The sequence below is a fragment of the Ectopseudomonas chengduensis genome, assembly GCF_900102635.1.
GTDB lineage: Bacteria > Pseudomonadota > Gammaproteobacteria > Pseudomonadales > Pseudomonadaceae > Aquipseudomonas > Aquipseudomonas chengduensis.
Window position 1 is genome coordinate 13,119 of the sequence record NZ_FMZQ01000021.1, and the last position, 23,351, is coordinate 36,469.

20 protein-coding genes and 1 pseudogene are annotated in these 23,351 nt (G+C 63.7%); 4 read left to right on the plus strand and 17 right to left on the minus strand.

Features of this window, described 5'->3' with window-relative positions; translation table 11 throughout:
• Positions 1 to 99 precede the first annotated feature (99 nt).
• Together BLS08_RS23705 and coq7 are read left to right on the plus strand one after the other, a co-directional pair.
• Positions 100 to 927, plus strand: a complete 828-nt coding sequence (locus BLS08_RS23705; protein WP_017675645.1) for a formylglycine-generating enzyme family protein — start codon at positions 100 to 102, stop codon at positions 925 to 927.
• 61 nt (positions 928 to 988) lie between these two features.
• Positions 989 to 1,636 (plus strand): 2-polyprenyl-3-methyl-6-methoxy-1,4-benzoquinone monooxygenase, encoded by a 648-nt coding sequence (gene coq7, locus BLS08_RS23710; RefSeq protein WP_017675646.1) that lies wholly within the window; start codon positions 989 to 991, stop codon positions 1,634 to 1,636.
• A gap of 45 nt (positions 1,637 to 1,681) precedes the next feature.
• Here coq7 and BLS08_RS23715 read toward each other — a convergent pair whose 3' ends face one another.
• On the minus strand, positions 1,682 to 2,104 hold the full coding sequence (locus tag BLS08_RS23715; RefSeq protein WP_017675647.1) for an OsmC family protein: 423 nt from the start codon (positions 2,102 to 2,104) through the stop codon (positions 1,682 to 1,684).
• Between the two features lie 234 nt (positions 2,105 to 2,338).
• On the opposite strand from BLS08_RS23715, the gene crp reads away from it, so the two are divergent.
• The gene (crp, locus tag BLS08_RS23720) at positions 2,339 to 2,983 is read left to right on the plus strand and encodes a cAMP-activated global transcriptional regulator CRP (protein ID WP_017675648.1); all 645 of its coding nucleotides are present in this window, start codon (positions 2,339 to 2,341) and stop codon (positions 2,981 to 2,983) included.
• A gap of 49 nt (positions 2,984 to 3,032) precedes the next feature.
• Here the strand turns inward: crp and trpC are convergent, their stop codons facing one another.
• From trpC to BLS08_RS23800, 16 genes and pseudogenes are all read right to left on the minus strand, one after another.
• Positions 3,033 to 3,872 (minus strand): indole-3-glycerol phosphate synthase TrpC, encoded by an 840-nt coding sequence (gene trpC / locus BLS08_RS23725; protein ID WP_017675649.1) that lies wholly within the window; start codon positions 3,870 to 3,872, stop codon positions 3,033 to 3,035.
• The gene (gene trpD / locus BLS08_RS23730; protein WP_017675650.1) at positions 3,869 to 4,915 is read right to left on the minus strand and encodes an anthranilate phosphoribosyltransferase; all 1,047 of its coding nucleotides are present in this window, start codon (positions 4,913 to 4,915) and stop codon (positions 3,869 to 3,871) included. Before trpD ends, trpC begins: the two co-directional genes overlap by 4 nt.
• Complete coding sequence (locus BLS08_RS23735; protein ID WP_017675651.1) at positions 4,912 to 5,508, minus strand: aminodeoxychorismate/anthranilate synthase component II; 597 nt, start codon at positions 5,506 to 5,508, stop codon at positions 4,912 to 4,914. The genes trpD and BLS08_RS23735 overlap by 4 nt, the downstream gene beginning before the upstream one ends.
• Before the next feature lie 13 nt (positions 5,509 to 5,521).
• On the minus strand, positions 5,522 to 7,012 hold the full coding sequence (gene trpE / locus BLS08_RS23740; protein WP_017675652.1) for an anthranilate synthase component I: 1,491 nt from the start codon (positions 7,010 to 7,012) through the stop codon (positions 5,522 to 5,524).
• Positions 7,013 to 7,079: 67 nt separating this feature from the next.
• Positions 7,080 to 7,900 (minus strand): annotated as a pseudogene (locus BLS08_RS23745) (phosphoglycolate phosphatase).
• Positions 7,897 to 8,571 carry a ribulose-phosphate 3-epimerase gene (rpe, locus tag BLS08_RS23750; protein WP_017675654.1) on the minus strand — a complete coding sequence of 225 codons (675 nt, stop codon included), beginning with the start codon at positions 8,569 to 8,571 and terminating at the stop codon, positions 7,897 to 7,899. Before rpe ends, BLS08_RS23745 begins: the two are co-directional and overlap by 4 nt.
• 164 nt (positions 8,572 to 8,735) lie before the next feature.
• The gene (gabD, locus tag BLS08_RS23755; protein ID WP_017675655.1) at positions 8,736 to 10,196 is read right to left on the minus strand and encodes an NADP-dependent succinate-semialdehyde dehydrogenase; all 1,461 of its coding nucleotides are present in this window, start codon (positions 10,194 to 10,196) and stop codon (positions 8,736 to 8,738) included.
• A 55-nt stretch (positions 10,197 to 10,251) separates the two neighbouring features.
• A complete protein-coding gene (locus BLS08_RS23760) occupies positions 10,252 to 11,631 on the minus strand; it encodes a membrane protein (protein WP_017675656.1) in 1,380 nt (459 codons plus the stop codon).
• 78 nt (positions 11,632 to 11,709) lie between these two features.
• Positions 11,710 to 12,858, minus strand: coding sequence for an iron-containing alcohol dehydrogenase (locus BLS08_RS23765; RefSeq protein WP_017675657.1), 1,149 nt, complete (start codon positions 12,856 to 12,858; stop codon positions 11,710 to 11,712).
• A 178-nt stretch (positions 12,859 to 13,036) separates the two neighbouring features.
• Entirely contained in the window at positions 13,037 to 14,407 is a 1,371-nt protein-coding gene (locus BLS08_RS23770) for a sigma-54 interaction domain-containing protein (RefSeq protein ID WP_017675658.1), read from the minus strand.
• 103 nt (positions 14,408 to 14,510) lie between these two features.
• Positions 14,511 to 15,338 (minus strand): ABC transporter permease, encoded by an 828-nt coding sequence (locus BLS08_RS23775; RefSeq protein ID WP_017675659.1) that lies wholly within the window; start codon positions 15,336 to 15,338, stop codon positions 14,511 to 14,513.
• A gap of 205 nt (positions 15,339 to 15,543) precedes the next feature.
• Positions 15,544 to 16,791: an ABC transporter permease gene (locus tag BLS08_RS23780; protein ID WP_017675660.1), complete on the minus strand. Its 1,248-nt coding sequence runs from the start codon at positions 16,789 to 16,791 to the stop codon at positions 15,544 to 15,546.
• Between the two features lie 66 nt (positions 16,792 to 16,857).
• Complete coding sequence (locus tag BLS08_RS23785) at positions 16,858 to 17,889, minus strand: ABC transporter substrate-binding protein (RefSeq protein WP_017675661.1); 1,032 nt, start codon at positions 17,887 to 17,889, stop codon at positions 16,858 to 16,860.
• 53 nt (positions 17,890 to 17,942) lie between these two features.
• Positions 17,943 to 19,040, minus strand: a complete 1,098-nt coding sequence (locus BLS08_RS23790) for an ABC transporter ATP-binding protein (protein WP_017675662.1) — start codon at positions 19,038 to 19,040, stop codon at positions 17,943 to 17,945.
• Between the two features lie 221 nt (positions 19,041 to 19,261).
• Positions 19,262 to 19,834, minus strand: a complete 573-nt coding sequence (locus BLS08_RS23795) for a response regulator transcription factor (protein ID WP_055985386.1) — start codon at positions 19,832 to 19,834, stop codon at positions 19,262 to 19,264.
• Positions 19,831 to 22,236, minus strand: a complete 2,406-nt coding sequence (locus BLS08_RS23800; protein ID WP_017675664.1) for a PAS domain-containing sensor histidine kinase — start codon at positions 22,234 to 22,236, stop codon at positions 19,831 to 19,833. The genes BLS08_RS23795 and BLS08_RS23800 overlap by 4 nt, the downstream gene beginning before the upstream one ends.
• A 113-nt stretch (positions 22,237 to 22,349) precedes the next feature.
• Here BLS08_RS23800 and BLS08_RS23805 point away from each other — a divergent pair, with 113 nt between their 5' ends.
• Positions 22,350 to 23,339: an alpha/beta hydrolase family protein gene (locus BLS08_RS23805; RefSeq protein WP_017675665.1), complete on the plus strand. Its 990-nt coding sequence runs from the start codon at positions 22,350 to 22,352 to the stop codon at positions 23,337 to 23,339.
• Positions 23,340 to 23,351: the final 12 nt, after the last annotated feature.

Below are 23,351 nucleotides of genomic sequence, written 5' to 3' on the forward strand. Positions count from 1 at the left end.
CAGCCAGGCACGCAGGGTTACCATCCGCGGTTTCACAGAATCGAGAACTTACAGCATGGACCGCCTGAACACGCAGATCGTCGCCGGAGGCATCACGCCGTGCAAGTGCTGAAAGCGCGTCGCATCACAGTATTCATGGCCATCGCAGCCGGCCTGCTGGTTAACCTGCCGGCCGCTGCTATCGAAACCATCAGCGACCCGTTGCCCGGCGGCGCTCAGGGCCCCGAAATGGTGGTGATTCCGGCTGGCGAGTTCCGCATTGGCGATGCCAGCGGTCGTGGCAATGACAACGAGCGCCCGCAACGATCGATTGCGCTCGATCAAGCCTTCGCCATCGGCCGCTACGAAGTCACCTTCGCCGACTGGCAGAAGTATGCCGACGCCAACGGGCTGCCCATGCCTGACAACGAGGGCTGGGGTCTTTCGGCGCGGCGTCCGGTGATTCATGTGTCCTGGCGTGACGCTCACGCCTATACCCAGTGGTTGTCACGCGAGACGGGCGCGCGCTATCGCCTGCCGACCGAAGCCGAATGGGAGTATGCAGCGCGCGGAGGCAGCCAGAGCTACTACTGGTGGGGCGAGCAACTCGACAGCAGCGAGCAGGCGCCACGCGCCCACTGCCGTGGTTGCGCCAGCTCGCGCCTGTTGCGCAACAAGACGGCAGCCGTCGGCCAGTTCCCGGCCAATGGCTTCGGCTTGCATGACACCGCGGGCAACGTCTGGGAGTGGACGGCCTCGAACTTCACCCAGCGCTTCGACGGCAGCGAAACGCAGAGTGCCAGCCTGTTCGACAATAGCCCGCGCGTGGTGCGCGGCGGCGCCTGGAACAGCGGCCCGGTCTACCTGCGCAGCAGCATGCGCGACCTCAAGCAGCCGCATCATCGCGACTATGCGCTGGGGTTTCGCGTGCTGCGCGAGCTACCCTGAACGCGGACGACCTGGCGACTTTGCAGTAAACTAGCGCTGTTGTTACCTCTGGAGGTGCCCCATGGCCAGCGAACGCCAGTATTCCCCCGTCGACCGCCTGCTGCTGCAAGCCGATGCCGCGCTGCGCACGCTGCTGCCATTCAGCGGCGCGTCGAGTCGCCCCTCGCCTGCCATCGTGCAGAACGAGACCGAGCTGAGCAGTGAGGAGTCGCGCCACGTCGCCGGCCTGATGCGCATCAATCACACTGGTGAAGTCTGCGCCCAGGCGCTCTATCAGGGCCAGGCGCTGACCGCCAAGCTGCCGGAAGTGCGTAGCGCCATGGAGCATGCGGCCGATGAGGAAATCGACCACCTGGCCTGGTGCGAACAGCGCATTCGTGAGCTGGGCAGCCATCCGAGCGTGCTCAACCCGCTGTTCTACGGTCTATCCTTCGGTGTTGGCGCTGTTGCCGGGCTTGTCAGTGATCGCGTCAGCCTGGGCTTCGTCGCCGCCACCGAAGATCAGGTGTGCAAACACCTGGACGAGCACCTGGAGCAACTGCCCGAGCATGACGCCAAGTCGCGCGCCATCCTCGAGCAGATGCGCATCGACGAACAGCAACATGCCAACAGTGCCCTGGCGGCGGGCGGCTTGCGCTTCCCGGCGCCGATCAAGTTCGGCATGACCTTGCTGTCGAAGGTGATGACCAAGAGCACCTACCGCGTCTGAAACGAACGAGGGCGCCATTGGCGCCCTCGTCATTTTCAGCGAACCTCAGCCCAGTTCGACGATCTCGTAATCGTGGCTGATATCGACGCCGGCACGACCCAGCATGATCGAGGCCGAGCAGTACTTCTCCGCCGACAGCTCCACCGCCCGCTTCACCTGCGCCTCTTTCAGCCCGCGGCCCTTGACCACGAAGTGCAGGTGAATCTTGGTGAACACCTTGGGCTCCTCGCCTGCGCGCTCGGCGTCGAGGAAGACTTCGCAGCTTTCGACCGGCTGGCGGCCCTTGCGCAGAATGCTGACCACATCGAAGTTGCTGCAGCCACCGAGGCCGATCAGCAGCATCTCCATCGGTCGAACACCGAGATTACGACCACCGGCATCGGGCGGACCGTCCATCACCACGGCATGGCCACTACCGGACTCGCCGAGGAACAGAGCTTCACCGGCCCATTGCACACGCGCTTTCATCGATATTGGCTCCCAGAGTGGAAAAGTTCGGCAGATTAACACAGGCAGGCTGCAATCCGATGTGCGCCGAATGCGCGAAAGTTCCGCATAGTTACGTTACCCAGGTCGCAAAAAACTACCTAGTCATAGTATGTCTGTTAAGCTGGCGTCGGAATGCTGGCACACTTGGCCGGATAACAAATAAGAAATTGCCGTTGGACAAAGGCCTTCACTTTTCATATTCGGGACTCGGGCATGGTTGCTATTACCCTTACACCAAAAATCAAGAACCTCGACAAGCTTCTTGCGCATTGTCATCGTCGTCGTTACACAGCCAAAAGCACCATCATCTACGCAGGTGATCGCTGCGAAACCTTGTTCTTCATCGTCAAGGGCTCGGTCACCATCCTGATCGAGGATGACGATGGCCGTGAAATGATCATCGCCTATCTCAACTCTGGCGACTTTTTCGGCGAGATGGGCCTGTTCGAGAAGGATGGCTCAGAGAAGGAACGCAGCGCCTGGGTTCGCGCCAAGACCGAATGCGAAGTCGCGGAAATCAGCTACGCCAAGTTCCGCGAACTGACCCAGCAAGATCCCGAAATCCTCTTCGCCCTCGGCAGCCAGATGGCCGAACGCCTGCGCAATACCACGCGCAAGGTCGGTGACCTGGCCTTCCTCGATGTCACTGGCCGTGTTGCGCGCACCCTGCTCGACCTGTGCAAGCAGCCGGATGCCATGACCCATCCGGACGGCATGCAGATCAAGATCACGCGTCAGGAAATCGGCCGCATCGTCGGCTGCTCACGTGAGATGGTCGGCCGAGTGCTCAAGTCCCTGGAAGAGCAGGGCCTGGTACACGTCAAAGGCAAGACCATGGTGGTCTTCGGCACACGCTGAACAGCCCCAGTAGAAAAAGCCGGCTTGATTGCCGGCTTTTTCATGCGCGTTATTCCGGGTCCGTGCCGATCACTGCTGGTCGCCCACGCTCGGGAAAGAACAAACGCTGCAATTCGCTACCCGGACTTTCCGCCCGCATGAAGGCTTCACCGACCAGGAAGGCATAGACCTCGTTGATCTCCATCAGCTCGACATCGGCGCGATTGAGGATGCCGCTTTCGGTCACCACCAGACGATCACGCGGAATACGCGGCAGCAGGTCGAGGGTGGTTTCCAGGCTGACATCGAAGGTGTGCAGGTTGCGGTTGTTGACCCCCACCAGTGGTGTGTCCAACGTATTCAGCGCCCGCTCCAGTTCGGCGCCGTCATGCACCTCGACCAGCACGTCGAGGCCGACATCCTTGGCCACCGAGGCCAGCTCGGCCATGCGCACGTCATCCAGGCAGGACACGATCAGCAGCACGCAGTCGGCACCGAGGGCGCGGGCTTCGACGATCTGGTACGGATCGACCATGAAGTCCTTGCGGATCACCGGCAGCGCACAGGCCGCGCGGGCCTGTTGCAGGTACTGGTCGGCACCCTGGAAGAAATCGATATCGGTCAGCACCGACAGGCAGGTGGCGCCACCCGCTTCGTAACTGCGGGCGATATCGGCCGGGACGAAGTCGGCGCGCAGCACGCCTTTGCTCGGCGAGGCCTTCTTGATCTCGGCGATCACCGCCGGTTGCTTGCGCGCGGCCTGCTCGAGCAACGCACGAGCAAAGCCACGTGGTGCGTCGGCACTGCGCGCAGCAGCCTCGACCTCGGCCAGGCTGACCTGAGCGCGACGGGCCGCGACTTCCTCGAACTTACGGGCGACGATCTTCTCCAGTACGGTTGGCACGCTCACCCTTCGTTCTCCTGTTTGAATACCGCGGTAAAGGACACCAGCTCTTCCAGCTTCTCACGCGCCAGGCCGGTGTGCAGGGCGTCATGCGCCAGCTGCATACCTTCGCGCAGGCTGCTGGCATGGTCAGCCGCGTAGAGCGCCGCGCCAGCATTGAGCACGATCATATCGGCGGCCTTCTGACCGTTGTCGGTCTTGCGCCGGCCGAGGGCATCATGGATCAGCGCCAGCGACTGCTCGGCGTTGTCGACGGTCAGGCCGATCAGGCTCTGACTCTTGATAGCGAAATCCTCAGGTTGGATGCGGTACTCGCTGACCTTGCCGTCCTTGAGCTCGGCAATGAAGGTCGGTGCGGCCAGGCTGATCTCGTCCAACCCATCCTGCGCGTGCACCACCAGTACGTGCTCGCTACCCAGGCGCTGCAGCACTTCGGCCATCGGCCGGCACAGCGCCTGGCTGAACACGCCGATGACCTGATGCTTGGCGCCTGCCGGGTTGGTCATCGGGCCAAGCATGTTGAAGATGGTGCGCAGGCCCAGCTCGCGGCGCGGACCGATGGCGTGCTTCATCGCCCCGTGATGAGACGGCGCGAACATGAAACCGACGCCCACACTCTCGACGCAGCGCGCGACCTGCTCCGGCTTGAGCCCCAGGTAGACGCCAGCGGCTTCCAGCAGATCGGCGCTGCCACTCTTGCCGGACACGGCGCGGTTGCCGTGCTTGGCCACCTTGCCACCGGCCGCGGCGACGACGAAGGCCGAGGCGGTGGAAACGTTGAAGATGTTCATGCCATCGCCACCGGTGCCGCAGGTGTCGACCAGCCGCTCGGCGTCGATCACCACCGGTGCAGCCAGCTCGCGCATGACGCTGGCGGCACCGACGATCTCGTCGATGGTCTCGCTCTTCATGCGCATGCCCATGAGGAAGGCGCCGATCTGCGCGTCGGTGCACTGACCGGTCATGATCTCGCGCATCACCGCCTGCATTTCCTCGGTGGTCAGATCGAGCTGGGCGACGATCCGGCCCAGGGCTTCCTTGATATTCATGCGCGCACGCCTCCGGTCTGCTTGAGGAAGTTGGCGAGCAGTTCGTGGCCCTGCTCGGTGAGGATGGATTCGGGGTGGAACTGCACGCCCTCAATGTTCAGGGTCTTGTGGCGCAGGCCCATGATCTCGTCGACCGAGCCGTCTTCATGCTGGGTCCAGGCGGTGATTTCCAGGCAATCCGGCAGGGTTTCGCGCTTGACCACCAGGGAATGATAGCGGGTCACGGTGAGCGGGTTGTTAAGGCCGGCGAACACGCCCTTGTTCTCATGGAACACCGGGCTGGTCTTGCCATGCATCACCTGGCGCGCGCGCACCACATTACCACCGTAGGCCTGGCCGATGCTCTGGTGGCCGAGGCAGACGCCGAGGATCGGCAGCTTGCCGGCGAAATGCAGGATGGACTCGATGGACACCCCCGCCTCGGTGGGCGTGCAGGGGCCGGGCGAAACGACGATGCGCTCGGGCTGCAGAGCCTCGATCTCGGCGATGGTCAGTTCATCGTTACGAATCACGTGCACGTCGGCACCCAGCTCACCCAGGTACTGCACGACGTTGTAGGTGAAGGAGTCGTAGTTGTCGATCATCAAAAGCATGGTACGGCTCCTCTTATTCCTGGGCCTGGACGGCAGTCTGTTCGGCGAGCGCGACGGCGCGGAACATGGCGCGGCGCTTGTTCAGGGTTTCTTCCCACTCCAGCGCGGGCACCGAGTCGGCGACGATGCCGGCGCCGGCCTGCACGTGCAGCTCGCCGTCCTTGATCACCGCCGTGCGAATCGCAATCGCGGTGTCCATGTTGCCGTTCCAGGCGTAGTAGCCGACCGCGCCGCCGTAGACGCCACGCTTGACCGGCTCCAACTCGTCGATGATTTCCATGGCGCGGATCTTCGGCGCACCGGACAGGGTGCCAGCCGGCAGGATCGCGCGCAGGGCGTCCATCGAGGTCAGGCCCTTTTTCAGCTCGCCGGTGACGTTGGAAACGATGTGCATGACGTTGGAATAGCGCTCAATGACCATCTTCTCGGTCAGCTTCACCGAGCCGATTTCCGAGACACGGCCGGTGTCGTTACGGCCCAGGTCGATCAGCATCAGGTGCTCGGCGACTTCCTTGGCATCGGCCAGCAGGTCTTCTTCCAGCGCCAGGTCGGCCTCTTCGGTCGCACCGCGCGGGCGGGTGCCGGCGATTGGCCGCACGGTGACCAGATTGTCCTCGACGCGCACCAGCACCTCGGGCGACGAACCCACCACGTGGAAGTCGCCGAAGTTGAAGAAGTACATGTAAGGCGTCGGGTTGATGCATCGCAGCGCGCGATAAAGGTCAATCGGTGCAGCCTTGAACGGGATCGACATGCGCTGGGAAATCACCACCTGCATGCAGTCGCCAGCCAGGATGTAATCCTTGATGGCGCTGACCGAGCGTTCGTAATCCTCGCGGCTAAAGCTGGAGCGGAACGCGGGTTCCTCGCCTGCCGGCTTGTTCAGATCCACCCCCAGACGCGGGGTGAACGGCTGACGCAGCTTGTGCAGGATTTCCTGCAGTTGCGCCTGGCCACGCTCGAAGGCGTCCGCCTCGGCCGGATCGACCAGCACGATGGCGTGCATCTTGCCGGCCAGGTTGTCGAACACCACCACGGCATCGGAGACGTTGAGCAGGATGTCCGGCGTGCCCAGCGCGTCGGGATTGACCCCGGCAGCCAGCTTGGGTTCGACGTAACGCACGCTGTCATAGGCGAAATAACCGACCAGGCCACCATTGAAACGCGGCAGCCCGGCGATGGTCGGCACCTTGTAGCGCGCCTTGAACTGCTCGACGAAGGCCAGCGGGTCGGCACATTCGTGGCGCTCGATTTCGACACCGTCGGTGGTGATCACCACGTCATGACCGTGCACACGCAGCACGGTGCGCGCCGGCAGGCCGATGATCGAGTAACGCCCCCATTTTTCGCCGCCCTGCACGGACTCCAGCAGGTAGGAGTTGGGCGCATCGGCCAGTTTCAGGTAGATCGACAGCGGCGTGTCGAAGTCGGCGATGGTTTCGCAGGCAAGCGGAATGCGGTTGTAGCCTTCAGCGGCTAAACGCAGGAATTCTTCATGGGTCATGATCAGCCTCATGGCTCGGGGTAAACGGTCGGGTGCAAACGGGCCGCGCAGCGGCGGCAGGACGAAATCAGGCGCGCCAGCGCCAACGGGCCAGGGCCTTGATCACTTTCATCCAGAGTTTGCAGCTAACCACCACGGTGCGATCTCGACAGGCGGGGGAATAAGGAGAGCGGCCACGGTAGCGCAGCCGCTCGGGCTAAGCAACTATCAGAGCAGTTCGGCGAGACTATCGACTACCAGCCCCGGTTTTTCTTCGGCAATCGGCCGGCCATGGTTATAGCCGTAGCTCACTGCGATGCACGGTACGCCCGCAGCGCGTGCGGCCAGCACGTCGTTGCGCGAGTCACCGATGAACAGCGACTGCGCCGCCTCGACCCCAGCCAGATGCATCACCTGCAGCAGCGCCGCAGGGTCCGGCTTCTGCTGCGGCAGGGTATCGCCGCCGATGATCCAGCGGAAATAACCACCGAGACCCACCTGCTCCAGCAACGGCGCGACGAAACGCTCCGGCTTGTTGGTCACCACCGCCAGCTCCACAGCTGCAGTGCTGAGCGCCTCGAGCAGCTCGTGCACACCGGGATAGAGTGCGGTCAGGTTGTGGCAGTCGGCGTAGATATCGAGAAAGCGCGCCAGCGCCTCTTCCGTCTCGGCGTCACCCACGGCGGCGTGATCCAGACCACCGGCCAGGGCGCGGCGCACCAACACCCGTGCGCCATTGCCGACCCAGTCACGGACCCTTTCAACGCCAGCAGGTGCGCGCCCCAGCTCGACCAGCATGCGGTCGACGGCCTCGGCCAGGTCTGGCACCGAGTCGATCAGCGTGCCGTCCAGGTCGAACATCACCAGGCGCGGCAGCTCACCGGCGCACAGCGCGCGCAGCGGTTTCATCCACGCACCTGGGCCAGTTCGGCGCGCATGGCATCGATCACCGCCCTGTAGTCCGGCTGGTTGAAGATCGCCGAGCCGGCGACGAAGGTGTCGGCGCCTGCTTCGGCGATCTCACGGATGTTCTGCACGTTGACGCCGCCGTCGATCTCCAGGCGAATCTCGCGGCCGCTGGCATCGATCAGCGCGCGTGCTTCGCGCAGCTTGTCGAGGGTGCCAGGGATGAACTTCTGCCCGCCGAAGCCGGGGTTGACGCTCATCAAGAGGATCATGTCGACCTTGTCCATCACGTACTTGAGCACGTCCAGCGGGGTGGCCGGGTTGAACACCAGGCCGGCCTTGGCGCCACCAGCCTTGATCAGCTGCAGCGAACGGTCGATGTGCTCGGAGGCTTCCGGGTGGAAGGTGATGTACGAGGCGCCAGCTTCGATGAAGTCGCCGATGATGCGATCCACCGGCTTGACCATCAGGTGCGCGTCGATCGGCGCGGTGATGCCGTACTTACGCAGCGCTGCACAGACCATCGGGCCGATGGTCAGGTTGGGCACGTAGTGGTTGTCCATGACATCGAAGTGGACGATGTCCGCCCCGGCGGCGAGTACGTTGTCCACTTCCTCACCCAGGCGGGCGAAGTCGGCGGAAAGGATCGACGGGGCGATGGCGAAGGGTTGCATGGCGCACCTCTAAGGGCTTGGGTCACGGTGGCGCGCATTGTAGCGGCTGTGGCGCCCTTGATCGACAAGCGCAGGAGACAGTGGGAGGCGCTTCAGCGGCGAGCTTCTGGCTTTTGTGCAAAGACAATCGCGACTAAAGCCCCTCCCACCATGAGCCGCCTACCTCAGATACCGCCGAGGCAGAGGTACTTGATCTCCAGATACTCATCCAGCCCGTACTTGGAGCCTTCGCGGCCGAGCCCTGAAGCCTTCATACCGCCGAATGGCGCCACTTCGTTGGAGATCAGCCCGGTATTGATACCGACCATGCCGTACTCCAGCGCTTCAGCGACACGGAAGGTGCGGCCCAGATCGCGGGTATAGAAGTAGCCGGCCAGGCCGAACTCGGTGTCGTTGGCCTGGCGTACCACCTCGGCTTCGTCGCTGAAGCGGAACAACGGCGCCAGCGGACCGAAGGTTTCCTCGCGGGCCACGCGCATATCAGGGGTGACGTCGGTGATGACCGTCGGCTCGAAAAAGTGCCCGCCCAGCTCATGCGCCTTGCCGCCCTGCAGCACCTTGGCGCCCTTCTCCAGCGCATCGGCCAGATGCGCCTGTACCTTGGCCACGGCATTGCCGTCGATCAACGGACCAATGACGACGCCTGTTTCATCACCCGGGCCAACCCGCAGTTTGGCCACGGCCGCGGCCAGCTTTTCGGCAAAGGCGTCGTAGACAGCCTCGTGCACATACAGGCGATTGGCACAGACGCAGGTCTGCCCAGCATTGCGGTACTTGGCCACCAGCGCACCTTCGACCGCTGCGTCGAGATCGGCATCCTCGAAGACGATGAACGGCGCATTGCCACCCAGTTCCAACGAGAGCTTCTTCAGGGTCGGCGCACATTGCTCCATCAGCTTGATGCCAACGCCGGTGGAGCCGGTGAACGACAGCTTGCGCACGATGGGGTTGGCGCACAGCTCGGCGCCGACTTCGCGGGAACGCTCGGCATCGGCCGGCAGTACGCTGAACAGCCCGGCCGGGATGCCCGCGCGTTCGGCCAGCACAGCCAGCGCCAGCGCACTGAACGGTGTCTGTGGCGCCGGCTTGAGCACCATGGCGCAGCCAGCGGCCAGTGCCGGACCGGCCTTGCGGGTGATCATCGCCGCCGGGAAGTTCCAGGGCGTGATCGCCGCGGTCACGCCAATGGGCTCCTTGGTCACGATCAGGCGCTTGTCCGGTTGATGACCGGGAATGGTATCGCCGTAGACGCGCTTGGCTTCTTCGGCGAACCACTCGATGAAGGATGCCGCGTAAAGCACCTCACCGCGCGCCTCGGTCAGCGGCTTACCCTGCTCGGCCGTCATGATCCGCGCCAGATCTTCCTGATTGGCCAGCATCAACTCGTACCATTTGCGCAGCCGCGCCGCGCGCTCCTTGGCCGTCAACGCACGCCAGGCGGGCTGGGCAGCCTGCGCCGCCTCGATGGCCTGACGGGTCTGCGCGCCACCGATGTTCGGCACCACGCCCAGCGACTCGCCATTGGCAGGATTGAAGATTTCAGTCACATCGCCATTGCTGGCGTCGCACCACTGGCCGTTGATATAGGCCTGATGGCGCAGCAGATCGGGATCGTTCAGTTGCATGATTGTCTCCTGTTGCCGAGATCACCCCTCGGCTGAATTAGGGATTGCAAAGGCCTCACTCGGCGGGCGGCAAGTCCTTGGTGAAGGTCTGGTCGTTCTCGCCGCGGAACATCCGTGCTCCGTAGATCAGCGCACACAGACCAACGCCGATGGCGAAGGCCCAGCCGGCGCCCTTGATCGCCAGCACCGCACCGATCACCCCGGCGATGCCCAGGTCACGCTGGCTGCGTGCCTCCATGATGCCCAGGCGTACACTGACGTAGCCCTGGATCAGCAGGGTCAGCGCCAGCGCAACGCCGAGGATCGGCTGCACCAGCGTCACCACCGGCAACAGCAGCAGACCGGTGTTGGTGCCCCAACGGAATGAGCCGACGCCGCCGTAGATCGATTTCATCGCCTTGGCGCCACCCTTGAAGCGTTCGGTGATCACCACCTGCATGGCGGACCACTGCGGACCACACATGGCCACGTCCGGCCCGAAGATGCTCATGAAGGCATTGCGCCCACCAAAGATCAGGTGCGAGCGGTTGGGGTTGAAGTCGACCTTCTCGTCACGCCGCACATGGTCGGCTTCACCGAGGATCGCCTTGGCGCCAAGCACGTCACCGAACACCACCAGATAGGCGGCGAACACGGTGGGAATGGCGGTGACGAACATCATCAGTGGCGGCATGCCGAGGCCGAACACGGTGTATTCGTTCCACAGGGTGACGAAGTCCGGCTGGCTGATACCCCACTCGATGCTGGGCCAGGGTGCCTCGCCGAAAATCGGCGCGACGATCACCGCCAGCAAAATGATCGGGAAGATGCCCAGCTTGGCGAAGTTCCACCAGAAGCGATTGCGCTTCTTCAGCTCCTGGAAGTGGATGGAAAACACCAGATAGAAAGCGATGCCAATGGCGATGGAAATGGTCCAGGGGAAGCTGTCGAAACGACCGCCTTCCTTGAATACCGTCACCACCGCGCTGAGGCCCGCGCCCATGATGATGCCGGCCTTGAGCGCAGAGGGCACCAAGGACACCACCTTACGTGCCATGCCCGTCATGCCCAACCCTATCGAGAACACCCCCAGCATCAACTGGAAGGCAATCAGCGCATGCACCCGCTCCGGGCCCTCCGGGAACTGGCTGCAGTAGGCCATCAGCAGTGGGATCGCCGGGGTGATCCAGCCCGGAACCACGGGGTCGCCCAGCAGGTGGTGGGTCAGATACAGCAGGCCGTTGAGCATGACCACCGCCAGCGCCACCTCGAAGGGCATGCCGAGGAATTCGGTCATCAGCGGAATCGCCGCCAGGTCCACCGCACACATGAGCAGGCCCTGCATGTAGTCGGAGATCTCGAAGCGGTAATGAATGAAAGGCAGACGCACCTTGAATGGCCCCACAGGCCAGTAGGGGGCTTCCACACCAAGGTCTTGTTGATGCAGTTCGGACATTTGAGTCACCCAGCTTTATTAGAGTTGTATTTCAGCCGGCCCCAGCACACTGGGGCCTTTCATCTTCGTTGCGGTAAGTCAGTAGGCAGCGCGGTAGATCTGTTCGATATCGCCAGCCGTCAGGCGCCGCGGATTGTTGCGCATCAGCCGATCGATCTTGCTCGCTTCCTCGGCCATGGCCGGGATGGCGTCTTCCGGCACGCCGAAGCTGCGCATGCCCTTGGGAATGTCGACGCTGGCGCACAGCTCGGCCATGGCCTCGACGGCCAGGTCGGCGGCGGCCTTGTCGCTCAGGCCATGGGTTTGCACACCGAGAGCAGCGGCGATCTCGGCCATGCGCTCGACGCAGGCCAGCTTGTTCCAGGCCATCACGTAGGGCAGCAGCAAGGCATTGCTGACGCCATGAGCGATGTTGAAACGTCCGCCCAGGGGATACGCCAGCGCATGCACGGCGCCCACGCCGGCATTGCCGAAAGCCATGCCGGCCATCAGGCTGGCTGTGGCCATGTCTTCGCGAGCGACCAGATCCGCCGGGTTGGCATAGGCCTTGGGCAGCGCCTTGGCGATCAGCTTGATGGCGCCAATGGCCAGGGCGTCGGTGATCGGCGAAGCATTGACCGACAGGTAGGACTCCACCGCGTGCACCAATGCATCGACGCCACTGGCAGCGGTCACGCCGCGCGGGCAGGTCAGGGTCATCAGCGGGCTGACCAGGGCCACATCGGGCAACAGGTAGTCGCTGACGATGCCCTTTTTCAGTTGCGCCTGCTTGTCGGAGAGGATCGACACGTTGGTCACTTCCGAGCCGGTGCCGGCGGTGGTCGGGATGGCAATCAGCGGCGGGCCTTTGCGCTTGATCTGATCGACGCCGAACAACTCTTCCAATGCACCGTCATGACCGACGTAACCGGCCACGGCCTTGGCTATGTCGATGGCGCTGCCGCCACCGACGCCGATCAGGCCATCGTGGCCGCCGTCGCGATAGACCTTGGCGCAGGCTTCGACGATGGCGATCTCCGGCTCCGGCTCGACACCGTCATAGATGCCATAGCGGCGCTCGCCGAGCTGTTTGAGGACTTGCTCGACCGTACCGGACTTGATCAGGATGGCGTCGGTGACGATCAGCGGATTGGTGATATTCAGTCGAGGCAGTTCGAGCGCCAGTTGCTCCACGGCACCCTGGCCGGTCAGCAGCTTGTTGGCGATCTTGAATGCGGCAGTGTTCATCAGCAGGCCCCTTATGCGTTTGTTGTGCTGAGCGGGTTAGGGGCTTGCCATAGCCATTCCTGTGCCAGCTCGCCGAAAGCGGCGTGCTAGAAGGCTTGCGTCGATTTGTCACAGCACGCTGCGGGCTGCGCTTGATCAGAAAATCAATCAGAGGAGCCTATTACGATCCATTTTCCAATCAACCCTGCTCCCAGCGTTTCATCTTCTGCACCAGCGTCGCCTGGCTCAGACCAAGCACCTTGGCTGCTTCGCGGGTGGTCTTGTGCTGCATCAACGCACGGCGGATGAGGCGCCGTTCGAGGTTCTCCACCTGCTTGCGCAATGGCAGCAGATCGTCTTCGCCTGCGTCGCTGCGGGCGATGCGCATCTCCTCCGGCAGGTCGAACAGCTCGATGCGTTCGCCACTGCAGGTGACCACCAGGCGCTCGACCAGATTGATCAGCTCACGGATGTTGCCGGGCCAGGCGTAGTCAGTCAGTGCATCGAGCGCTTCGAGTTCCCAGCTCAGTGCGCGGCCATAACGCTGGTTGAACTCGGCCAGGTAGAAATCCAGCAGCGGCTGAATTTCCTCGGGGCGCTCGCGCAGCGCCGGGATGTGGATCGGCACGACGTTGAGCCGGTAGTAGAGGTCGGCGCGAAAACGCCCCTCGGCGACCATCGTGCGCAGATCATGATGGGTGGCGGTGATGATGCGCACGTCCACCTCCTTCAACTCCAGGCCACCAACCGGAATGAAGCGACTCTCCTCGATCACCTTGAGCAGCTTGACCTGCAGCGGCAGCGGCAGATCGCCGATCTCATCGAGAAAGACCGTGCCCTGGTGCGCCAGCTCCAGCAGACCGCGCTTGCCCTTGCGGCCGGCGCCAGTGAACGCGCCCGGCACATAGCCGAACAACTCGGCCTCGATCAGGTTCTCCGGCAGCGCACCGCAGTTCAGCGCCAGAAAGGGCTGCGCCGCGCGCGGGCTGCTCTTGTGGATGTACTGGGCGATCAGGGTCTTGCCGACGCCGGTTTCACCCTGCAGCAGCACCTTCACGTCGCTGGCCGCGACCTGCCGTGCCTGCATGAAGACGCGCCCTGAAGCGGGCTTGTCGGCGACCGGCGAGGCATCGAGCAGGTCGTCACGCTGGCCGGCATGCAGCTTGGCCGTGCTGTTGCGCAGCTGCTTCAGTTGCTGCAGCTCGTCGCGCTCGTGCTTCATGCGCAGTAGCTCGGTCATGTCGCGCACGGTACTGACCACGTAGCGCACGCGTCCATCGGCAGCGAAGATCGGCGTACCACTGACCAGCAGGCGTTTGCCCTGGCTGACGCTCTGCATCAGCGACAGCGCCTTGCCTTCCTTGAGCACACGCAGCGACACCGACTGCGAGATCACACCCTGCTCTACCAGCGCCTGCATGTGCTGGCCGACGACGTCCTCGGCACGCAGCCCGGTCAGGCGCTCATAGGCACTGTTGACCTTTAGGGTGATGCCATCGGCGTCGGTGATGTAGACGCCATCGTGCAACGCGTCGATCAGCTCGCGAAACCCGGGATCATCGAAGTCCATCTGGCCGCCTTGTTACGAAGGAGAAACTACACATTCTACGCGCGGAAACGAACAAGGCCTCGCCGGTTTCCCGGCGAGGCCTTGAACATGCAGCTGCGGCGATTTATTCCGGCGTCGAAGTACGCAGCTTTTCGCTGCGCCCACGCAGCCACTCCAGAGTCAGCAGCAGCAGGACGGAGAAACCGATCAGCAGGGTCGCTGCGGCGGCGATGGTTGGCGACAGGTTCTCGCGGATGCCGCTGAACATCTGCCGCGGCAGAGTGGCCTGCTCGGGGCCGGCGAGGAACAGGGTCACCACCACTTCGTCGAACGAGGTGGCGAAGGCGAACAACGCACCCGAGATCACGCCCGGCGCGATCAGCGGCAGGGTCACCCGGCGAAACGCCGTCAGTGGCGAGGCCCCAAGGCTGGCGGCGGCGCGCACCAGGTTGTGGTTGAAGCCCTGCAGCGTGGCCGACACGGTGATGATCACGAACGGCACGCCGAGCACCGCGTGTACCAGGATCAGCGACAGGTAGCTGTTGCCCATGCCCAGCGGGGCGAAGAACAGGTAACTGGCGACACCAATGATCACCACCGGGACGATCATCGGCGAGATCAGCAGGCTCATCACCAGCGCCTTGCCACGGAACTCGCCACGGGTCAGGCCGATGGCCGCCAGGGTACCGAAGACCATGGCCAGCAGGGTGGCGGCCGGGGCGATGATCAGGCTGTTCTTCAGCGAGCGCATCCAGTCGGCGGACATGAAGAAGTCCTCGTACCAGCGCAGCGAAAAGCCCTGCAGCGGGTAGACCAGGAAGGTGCCGGAGTTGAACGACAGCGGCACGATCACCAGCACCGGCAGGATCAGAAACAGCAGCACCAGGCCGCAGAGAATGCGCAGGCCGTAGTACCAGAGGCGCTCGACGGGTGACATGTAGGGGCTGAGCATGGGTTTTACTCCAGTGAGCGTTTTAAGCTCCCCTCTCCCATTTATGGGAGAGGGGCTGGGGGAGAGGGCGCTCTTCTTGCGCCATCCTCCCGAGTTCGGTTACCGAGAGGCAGTGGTGCCGAAACAAGCACCCTCTCCCGCCCTTCGGGCACCCTCTCCCATAAATGGGAGAGGGTCATCAGGTGGTCTGCTGCGCAGACCGCGTTTATCCAAGCCGCAGTTTGCTAGCGCCGACCAGCCAGCTGTAAACCACGTACAACACCAGCGTCGCGGCCAGCAGCAGGCCGCCGAGGGCCGTGGCCATGCCCCAGTTGATGGTGGTGTTGGTGTAGAAGGCGACGAAGTAGCTGATCATCTGGTCGTTCGGGCTGCCCAGCAGCGCCGGGGTGATGTAGTAGCCGATGGACAGGATGAACACCAGCAGGCAACCAGCACCGACTCCGGCCAGCGTTTGCGGGAAGTACACCCGCCAGAAACTGGCGAAGGGGTGGCAGCCGAGCGACACCGCCGCACGCATGTAGCTGGGCGAGATGCCCTTCATCACGCTGTAGATCGGCAGGATCATGAACGGCAGCATGATGTGGACCATGGCCACGTACACACCGCTGCGGTTGAACACCAGTTGCAGTGGTTGCTCGATGATGCCCAGCGATATCAGCGCGCTGTTGATCAGCCCTCCGGATTGCAAGAGCACGATCCAGGCCGCGACGCGCACCAGGATCGATGTCCAGAACGGCAGCAGCACCAGAATCATCAGCAGGTTGCCCTGCCGCGTCGGCAGGTTGGCCAGCAGGTAGGCCAGCGGATAGGCCAGCACCAGGCAGATGGCGGTGATCACCAGGCTCATCCAGAAGGTGCGGGCGAAGATGTCCAGGTAGATGGCTTGATCCGGGGTGGCCTTGGCCAGTTCGCCGAGGTCGTCGATGCGGTGATCGAGCGCGGCCAGCAGATAGTACGGGGTGACCGACGAGGCATTGCGGCGGATCACCTGCCAGTAGGCGGGGTCGCCCCAGCGCTCGTCCATATCGAGGAAGGCTTCCTGGTAGGACGCCGGCTCCTCGCGCAGCGGCAGCTTGCGTGCGGTCGCGCTGACCAGGCTACGGAAGCCCGCCAGCTCCATGTTCAAGCGCTTGGACAGATCGCCCAGGCTCTGGTTACGCCGCGCTTCGAGCATATCGCTGGCAATCGCCCGGTACACCGCCTCATCCGGCAGGCCACGGCCATCCCAGGCAGCAATCGCCTCGACGGTGCGCGGCAGGCTGCCGACCACTTCCGGGTTGTCCACACTGCGCAGCAGCAAGGCGCCGATGGGCAGCAGGAAGGTCAGCAGAAGGAACAGCAACAGCGGCAGGATCAGCGCCTTGGATTTCAGGCGATTGAAACGCTCGGCACGGGCCAGTCGCTGCTTCAGGCTCGGCCCGGGCAAATCATTGGCAGGCAGTACGGCGGCCATGGACAACTCCGCAAGCAAGAAAGAAATTCAGACGGCCCCGCCACGAGGCGGGGCCGGATAGGCGACTTAGCGCGCGGCCCAGGCGTTGAAACGTTGCTCCAGCTGCTCGCCGTAGTCAGCCCAGAAGGTCACGTCGATGGCCACCTGGTTGGCGATGTTCTCCGGCGTGGTCGGCATCAGGTTCAGACGCTCCGGCGCCAGCAGCTCGATGGCCTGTTTGTTGGCCGGGCCATAGGCGATGTTCTCCGAGTAGGTCTTCTGCGCCTCGGGCTTGACCGAGAAGGCGATGAATTCCTTGGCCAGTTCGGCATTCTTGGCGCCACGCGGGATGGCCCAGGAGTCGAAGTCGTAGATGCCGCCGTTCCACACCACCTGCAGGTTGCTCTCGCCCTGCACCGCCGCGATGCGGCCGTTGTAGGCCGAGCTCATCACCACGTCGCCGGAGGCGAGGTACTGCGGCGGCTGAGCGCCGGCCTCCCACCACTGGATGTTCGGCTTGAGCTCATCGAGTTTCTTGAACGCGCGATCCTGGCCTTCCTTGGTGGCGAGCACCTTGTACACGTCCTTGACCGGCACGCCGTCAGCCATCAGGGCGAATTCCAGGGTGTACTTGGCGCCCTTGCGCAGGCCGCGCTTGCCCGGGAATTTCGCCACGTCCCAGAAGTCGGCCCAACTGGTCGGCGCCGCGCTGAGTTTGTCGGCGTTGTAGGCCAGCACCGTGGACCAGACGAAGAAGCCGACACCGCACGGCTGGATGGCGCCGTCGATGAAGTTGGCTTCATCGCCGAACTGCGCCGGATCGAGCTCCTCGAACAGGCCTTCATCGCAACCGCGGGCCAGCTCCGGCGACTCCACCTCGACCAGGTCCCAGCTCACGCTGCGGGTGTCGACCATGGCTTTGACCTTGGCCATTTCACCGTTGTATTCGCCGCCCAGCACCTTGTTGCCGGTTTCCTTCTCGAAGGGTTCGTAGAAGGCCTTGACCTGCGCCGCCTTGTTCGCGCCGCCGAAGGAAACCGCCGTCAGGTCCACCGCCAGTGCCGGCATGGCACAGCTAACGCCCAGGGCCAACGCCGCGAGCTTCAGGGATTTCGTCATTCTTATCAGCTCCTCTGTGTTACGGGGTAAAGGTGAAGCACTGCGCGAAAGGCTCACTCGACTTGGAGTGGATCCAGCGCGCGGACATGCTCGACAGACCAGCCGAGCGGAACCAGGTCACCAACCGCCAGCGCCGGATCGAGCTCGGCCACGGGTTGCTTGACGTAGAAATCGGTTTTGCCGCAGACCTCCAGGCGGATACGCACGTGATCGCCCAGGTAGATGAACTCGGCGATACGCCCGGAGAAACGGTTCGGGCAGGCTTCGCTGTGGCCGTTGAGGCGGATGCGCTCGGGGCGGATCGACAAGCTCACCGACTCGCCCACGGCACCGACGTTGACCGCCGTGGCGCGCACTTCTTCACCCCGCGCCAGGCGCACCACGCACTGCTCGCCATCGCGACTGACCAGCTCGCCAGTCAGACGATTGTTCTCGCCAATGAACTGAGCGACGAAGGTGTTATGCGGCGCTTCGTAGAGTTCGCGCGGCGGCGCGATCTGCTGGATCTCGCCCTGATGGAACACGGCCACGCGGTCGGACATGGTCAGCGCCTCGCCCTGATCGTGGGTGACGTAGACCACGGTCACGCCCAGGCGCTGATGCAGGTGCTTGATCTCCATCTGCATGTGTTCGCGCAGTTGCTTGTCCAGTGCGCCGAGGGGTTCGTCCATCAGCACCAGTTGCGGCTCGAACACCAGCGCACGGGCCAGGGCCACACGCTGCTGCTGACCACCGGAAAGCTGGCCGGGGTAACGGTTGCGGAAGCTGTCGAGCTGCACCATCGACAGCGCGCGCTTGACCCGCTCGCTGATATCGGTGCGCGACATGCCGCGCACGCTCAGCGGGAAGGCCAGGTTCTCGGCCACGGTCATGTGCGGGAACAGCGCGTAGTTCTGGAACACCATGCCGATGTCACGCTTGTGCGGCGGCAGTTTGTTCAGCGAGCGGCCATCGAGGAGGATTTCGCCAGCGGTCGGCGTCTCGAAACCGGCCAGCATCATCAGGCTGGTGGTCTTGCCGGAACCGGACGGGCCGAGCAGGGTCAGAAACTCGCCCTTGCGGATATCCAGGTTGAGGTCTTTGACGATCAGCGTTTCGCCGTCATAGCTCTTCTGTACGCCACGGAAGCTCACCAGTACATCGTTTGCCATCACACCACACCCTTGTTCTTGTCTCAGGCCGATGAGCCAAGATTAGGTCGACGCGGCAGGCTGAAAAATCGGGCGGGATGACAAGCTGATATCAGGCGCGAGGAGAATCTGTTGTAGGAATCGCCCTACAAAATCCGAGTGATCGTCTCGGCTTTCGAGCGCCTGACGAAGCTCCCGTAGTCAATTCATCGCGGCTGAAGCCGCTCCTACAGATTCCGCTATCAGACCAGACGGTGCTCCATGGCGTAGCGCACCAGGTCGGCCATCGAATGCGCGCCGAGCTTCTGCATCAGGCGCGCCTTGTGCGTACTCACGGTCTTGTTGCTGATCGCCAGGTGCAGGGCGATGTCGTTGACGCTCTCACCCCGCACCAAACGCTCGAACACCGAGAACTCGCGCTCGGACAATTGCGCGTGGGGCGGGCGCGAGTCGGTCAGGCCAACCTCGAAGACCATGCGGTCGGCCAGCGCCGGGTCGCTGTCCTTGGTCGCGTAACCGGCGGCGCCAACCTTGAGCGCGCGCGCCGCCATCTGCGCCTCGTCGTGCATCGACAGCACCAGAATCGCCGGGGCCTCGTTCAGCGCACGGATACGCGGAATGGCCTCCAGACCGTTGACACCGGGCATGGATATATCCAGCAGCACCACGTCGCAAGGCGTGCGGCGCAGCACCTCGATCAGCTGCTCGCCATTGCAGGCTTCGCCAGCCACCTCGAGATCACGCGCCATACCGATCAGTTGCTTGATGCCTTCCCGCACGATGGTGTGGTCTTCGGCCACCAGTACCCGAATCACGCTGCGATCTCCTCTTCCAGATTGATGCACGCGCACAGGGTAGTGCCCTCGCCCGGCTGACTGTCAATCTGCAACTGGCCGCCGAGCATGAGCATACGCTCCTGCATGCCGACCAGGCCGAAGGATTGCCCGGGCTTGCGCAGCGCCGGATCGAAGCCCTTGCCATCGTCGACCACCGACAGACACAGGCTGCCGCCCTCCTGCCACAAGCGCACCTCGACGCTGTGCGCGCCAGCGTGGCGCATGACGTTGGTCAGCGCCTCCTGGAGAATGCGGAACAGGCCGATGGCCTGGGCATCCGGCAGATGCGGCAGGTGCTCCGGCACTTCGACCAGGCAGGGAATCTGCGTGCGCTCCTCGAAGCGCCGCACCTGCCACTCGATGGCCGAGGCAATGCCGGCATCGAGAATCGGCGGACGTAGCGCCGTGGCCACGTCGCGCACCAGCTGGAACAACTGCGCGATCAGACGCTTCATGCTGGCCAGGCGCTCGTCCAGCTCGGGCATCTGCCCGGCGCATACCAGCTCGCACATCGCCGTCTCCAGCTTGAGCACGGTCAGCACCTGGCCCAGCTCGTCGTGCACTTCGCGGGCAATACGCGCCTTCTCTTCTTCACGCACGCTTTCCAGGTGTGCCGACAGTTCGCGCAGACGCGCCCGCGAATCGGCCAGCGCCAGCTCGGCCAGCTTGTTCTCGGTGATATCCCAGAGGATGCCGTCCCACACCACCCGACCATTGCCTAACGACCGCGCGGTGGTACGAATGTCGGCCCACAGCACCTCCTGCTCGGCAGTGAGGATGCGCCCCTGCCAGTACCAGTCGCTCTCGCCTTCCAGCGCCAGCGTCTGGCTGTTCAGATAGCTGTTCAGATCCTGCGGATGCACCAGGCTGCGGATGCCGCGCTCCTCACGCTGCAGCTCCTGCGCCGGCCAGCCGACCATCTCCTGGCTGGCCTCGCTGATGTAGGCAAAGTTGACCACCGCTCCCGGCCCGGCGCGTTCCAGGCGAAACACCAGCCCGGGCACGTTGCCGGCAATGCCCTTGAAGCGCGCCTCGCTCTCCTCCAGCGCCGCACGAGCGCGACGGCGTTCGGTGACGTCGCTGAGAAACACCACCAGGTACTCGGCCTGGCGATAGCGTAGAAAACTCAGCGATACGTCAGCCGGCATACGGCTGCCATCGGCGCGCAGGCAGTCGACCTCGAAGCTGGGTGAACCCTCGTCCTGCTCGCGCACGCGCTTCCACAGGTTGAGCCAGCGGTCCATATGCAGGCCGGGCTCCAACTGACTCAATGGCTTGTCCACCAGCTCGCCGGGGGCGTAGCCGAGCATGCGTTCGGCAGCGCGGTTGGCGTAGCGCAGGTGACTGTCCCAGTTGACCCAAAGAATGCCCACCGTGCTGTGGTCGATGGAGAACTGGCTCAGGCGCAATGCCTCGGCGGCCTGCTGGTGACGATCCAGCTCGCCACGCGCGCCCAGCAGCCCTCGCTCGAGCAAACGCGTCTGCTGTCGTTGCCGATACAGCGCGGTTGCCCCCAGCATCAGCAGCAGGCCGAAAAATAGCGCAAGCGTCTTCCAGAAGCCGACGAAATCGGTGGACTGCGGATAGCGCAAAGGCATCCAGGTGTCGCGCAACTCCTCCAGTTCGCGCGCCGGCAGCGCCTTCAGGGTCTGATCGACGATGCCGGACAACAGCGCTTGATCGCGGCGCGTGGCCAGGCGCAGGAGCTGCGGCAAACCGATGTCGCCAACGATGCTCAGGCTGGAGAAACGTGATTCGCGCAGCAGCAGGCTGAGGCTCGCCTCGTCCAGCACCGCATAGCTGACCTCCTGATTCAGCACCAGCAACAGCGCCGAACGCTCCGAAGGCGTCGCCCGCAGACGCAGGTTGGTATGAGTGCGCTCCAGGTATTCGGCAGCCTGGCTCGGCGAACGCAGGGCGACCATCTGCTCCAGCGGCAACTGGTCGAGGTCCACCGCACCATTGCCGCTGCGCTCGCCGACCACCAGATGCGGTACTCGCAGGTAAGGCATGGAGTAATGCCAGATGCGCAGGCCGGCCGGCGTCTGCTGCAGGCCTGGCGCCAGATCCACCTCGCCCGCGCTGGCTGCCCGCTCCAGGGCCTCCAGATTCGGATACAGGCGCCAGTCAGGCGCGACGCCCATGCCTTCGAGCAGACGCTGCATCAGTTCGACATTGGCGCCCGTCAGCTGCCGGTTCTGGCCACGCAGAACCCAGGGCGCCTGCTGGATCAGGCCCACGCGCAGCACGGGATGCTCCTTGAGCCAGGCGCGCTGCTCGGCATCGAAAGCCGGGCGTAATGGCATGCGTGCGCTCTCGGCCCAGGCGGTGGAAACAGCCAGCATCAGCAGGAGGGCGAGGGAACGAAGAAGGGAATTCATGCACGGCGAATCCGGTGACGCGATCCCCTACCTTACTCCAGTCTTGCGCCAATCGCCTGACAAAAGCGGAGCCCGGCATTAGGCTCTGTAGCAGACGATCAGGAGCCTCATCGATGCGCCTTCATTCACTAGCACTGCTCGGTTTCTGCCTGCTCTCCTGTCCCGCGGCCTGGGCCGAGGAGCCGCCCGAGGATGCGCCGGCTGATAGCGCCGACGCCCCTGCAGCGAGCGAGCGTCCGCTGTTGCCCGAACGCAGCATCAGCGACGCGCAGACGCTGGAGCAACGTCTGGACAAACGTGAGCAGCAGATGCTGCAGGCCGGCGCCGAAAGTTTTCTCGCCCTGTGGCTGCCTGCCAACGTCGGCGAGCCCAGTGGTGCGGTGATTCTGCTGCCCGGTGATGTGGAAAACGCCGACGGCGCCGCCGCGATCGGCCCACTGCGGCGCAAGCTGCCCGACGCTGGCTGGCACAGTCTGAGCCTGACGCTGCCGGACCCGGACGGTGACCCACTGCCACTGCGCACTGCCACCACTGCAACAGCGGCACAGCAAAGCGATACCACCGCTACCGAGAGCGCTCCTGCCGTCGAAAGCCCGCCCGACGCGACCGTAGACGAGGCTACACAACCAGCCGACAGCGACACGATCAGCCCAGAGCAACGGCGTCAGGCGCATGTCGAGCGCGTGATGGCCCGCATCGATGCCGCCATCGCCTTCGCCAACCAGCAGCAGGCCAGGGAAATCGTCCTCCTCGGTCATGGCAGTGGCGCCTACTGGGCTGCGCGCTACCTGAGCGAGCGCCAGCCGGACAACGTGCAGAATCTGCTGATGGTGGCAGCCGAACTACCTGCCGGCTTCTCGCCGCCACTGGATGAGATGGTCACGCAGCTGGCCGTGGCCACCGGCGACTTCTTCTACAAGGATCAAGCCACCGACCGCATGGCTGCGTTGAAACGCCTGCAGGCAAGCAAGCGAGCCAAACTGCCCACTTACATACAGGTATCGATGAAAGCCCTGCCGGGCAACCTGGATATCCAGCAAGAGCAGCTCTACCGCCGTCTACGTGGCTGGTTGACGCAGCATATGCGCACCGCAGGCAGCTAGCAGTCCGTTGAA

What these genes read in the sequence shown, in the direction of transcription:
- coq7 (WP_017675646.1), top strand. Translation starts at nt 989, where the DNA reads ATGGCCAGCGAACGCCAGTATTCCCCCGTCGACCGCCTGCTGCTGCAA.
- BLS08_RS23715 (WP_017675647.1), bottom strand. Translation starts at nt 2,104, where the DNA reads ATGAAAGCGCGTGTGCAATGGGCCGGTGAAGCTCTGTTCCTCGGCGAG.
- crp (WP_017675648.1), top strand. Translation starts at nt 2,339, where the DNA reads ATGGTTGCTATTACCCTTACACCAAAAATCAAGAACCTCGACAAGCTT.
- trpD (WP_017675650.1), bottom strand. Translation starts at nt 4,915, where the DNA reads ATGAATATCAAGGAAGCCCTGGGCCGGATCGTCGCCCAGCTCGATCTG.
- BLS08_RS23735 (WP_017675651.1), bottom strand. Translation starts at nt 5,508, where the DNA reads ATGCTTTTGATGATCGACAACTACGACTCCTTCACCTACAACGTCGTG.
- trpE (WP_017675652.1), bottom strand. Translation starts at nt 7,012, where the DNA reads ATGACCCATGAAGAATTCCTGCGTTTAGCCGCTGAAGGCTACAACCGC.
- rpe (WP_017675654.1), bottom strand. Translation starts at nt 8,571, where the DNA reads ATGCAACCCTTCGCCATCGCCCCGTCGATCCTTTCCGCCGACTTCGCC.
- gabD (WP_017675655.1), bottom strand. Translation starts at nt 10,196, where the DNA reads ATGCAACTGAACGATCCCGATCTGCTGCGCCATCAGGCCTATATCAAC.
- BLS08_RS23760 (WP_017675656.1), bottom strand. Translation starts at nt 11,631, where the DNA reads ATGTCCGAACTGCATCAACAAGACCTTGGTGTGGAAGCCCCCTACTGG.
- BLS08_RS23765 (WP_017675657.1), bottom strand. Translation starts at nt 12,858, where the DNA reads ATGAACACTGCCGCATTCAAGATCGCCAACAAGCTGCTGACCGGCCAG.
- BLS08_RS23770 (WP_017675658.1), bottom strand. Translation starts at nt 14,407, where the DNA reads ATGGACTTCGATGATCCCGGGTTTCGCGAGCTGATCGACGCGTTGCAC.
- BLS08_RS23775 (WP_017675659.1), bottom strand. Translation starts at nt 15,338, where the DNA reads ATGCTCAGCCCCTACATGTCACCCGTCGAGCGCCTCTGGTACTACGGC.
- BLS08_RS23780 (WP_017675660.1), bottom strand. Translation starts at nt 16,791, where the DNA reads ATGGCCGCCGTACTGCCTGCCAATGATTTGCCCGGGCCGAGCCTGAAG.
- BLS08_RS23785 (WP_017675661.1), bottom strand. Translation starts at nt 17,889, where the DNA reads ATGACGAAATCCCTGAAGCTCGCGGCGTTGGCCCTGGGCGTTAGCTGT.
- BLS08_RS23790 (WP_017675662.1), bottom strand. Translation starts at nt 19,040, where the DNA reads ATGGCAAACGATGTACTGGTGAGCTTCCGTGGCGTACAGAAGAGCTAT.
- BLS08_RS23800 (WP_017675664.1), bottom strand. Translation starts at nt 22,236, where the DNA reads ATGAATTCCCTTCTTCGTTCCCTCGCCCTCCTGCTGATGCTGGCTGTT.
- BLS08_RS23805 (WP_017675665.1), top strand. Translation starts at nt 22,350, where the DNA reads ATGCGCCTTCATTCACTAGCACTGCTCGGTTTCTGCCTGCTCTCCTGT.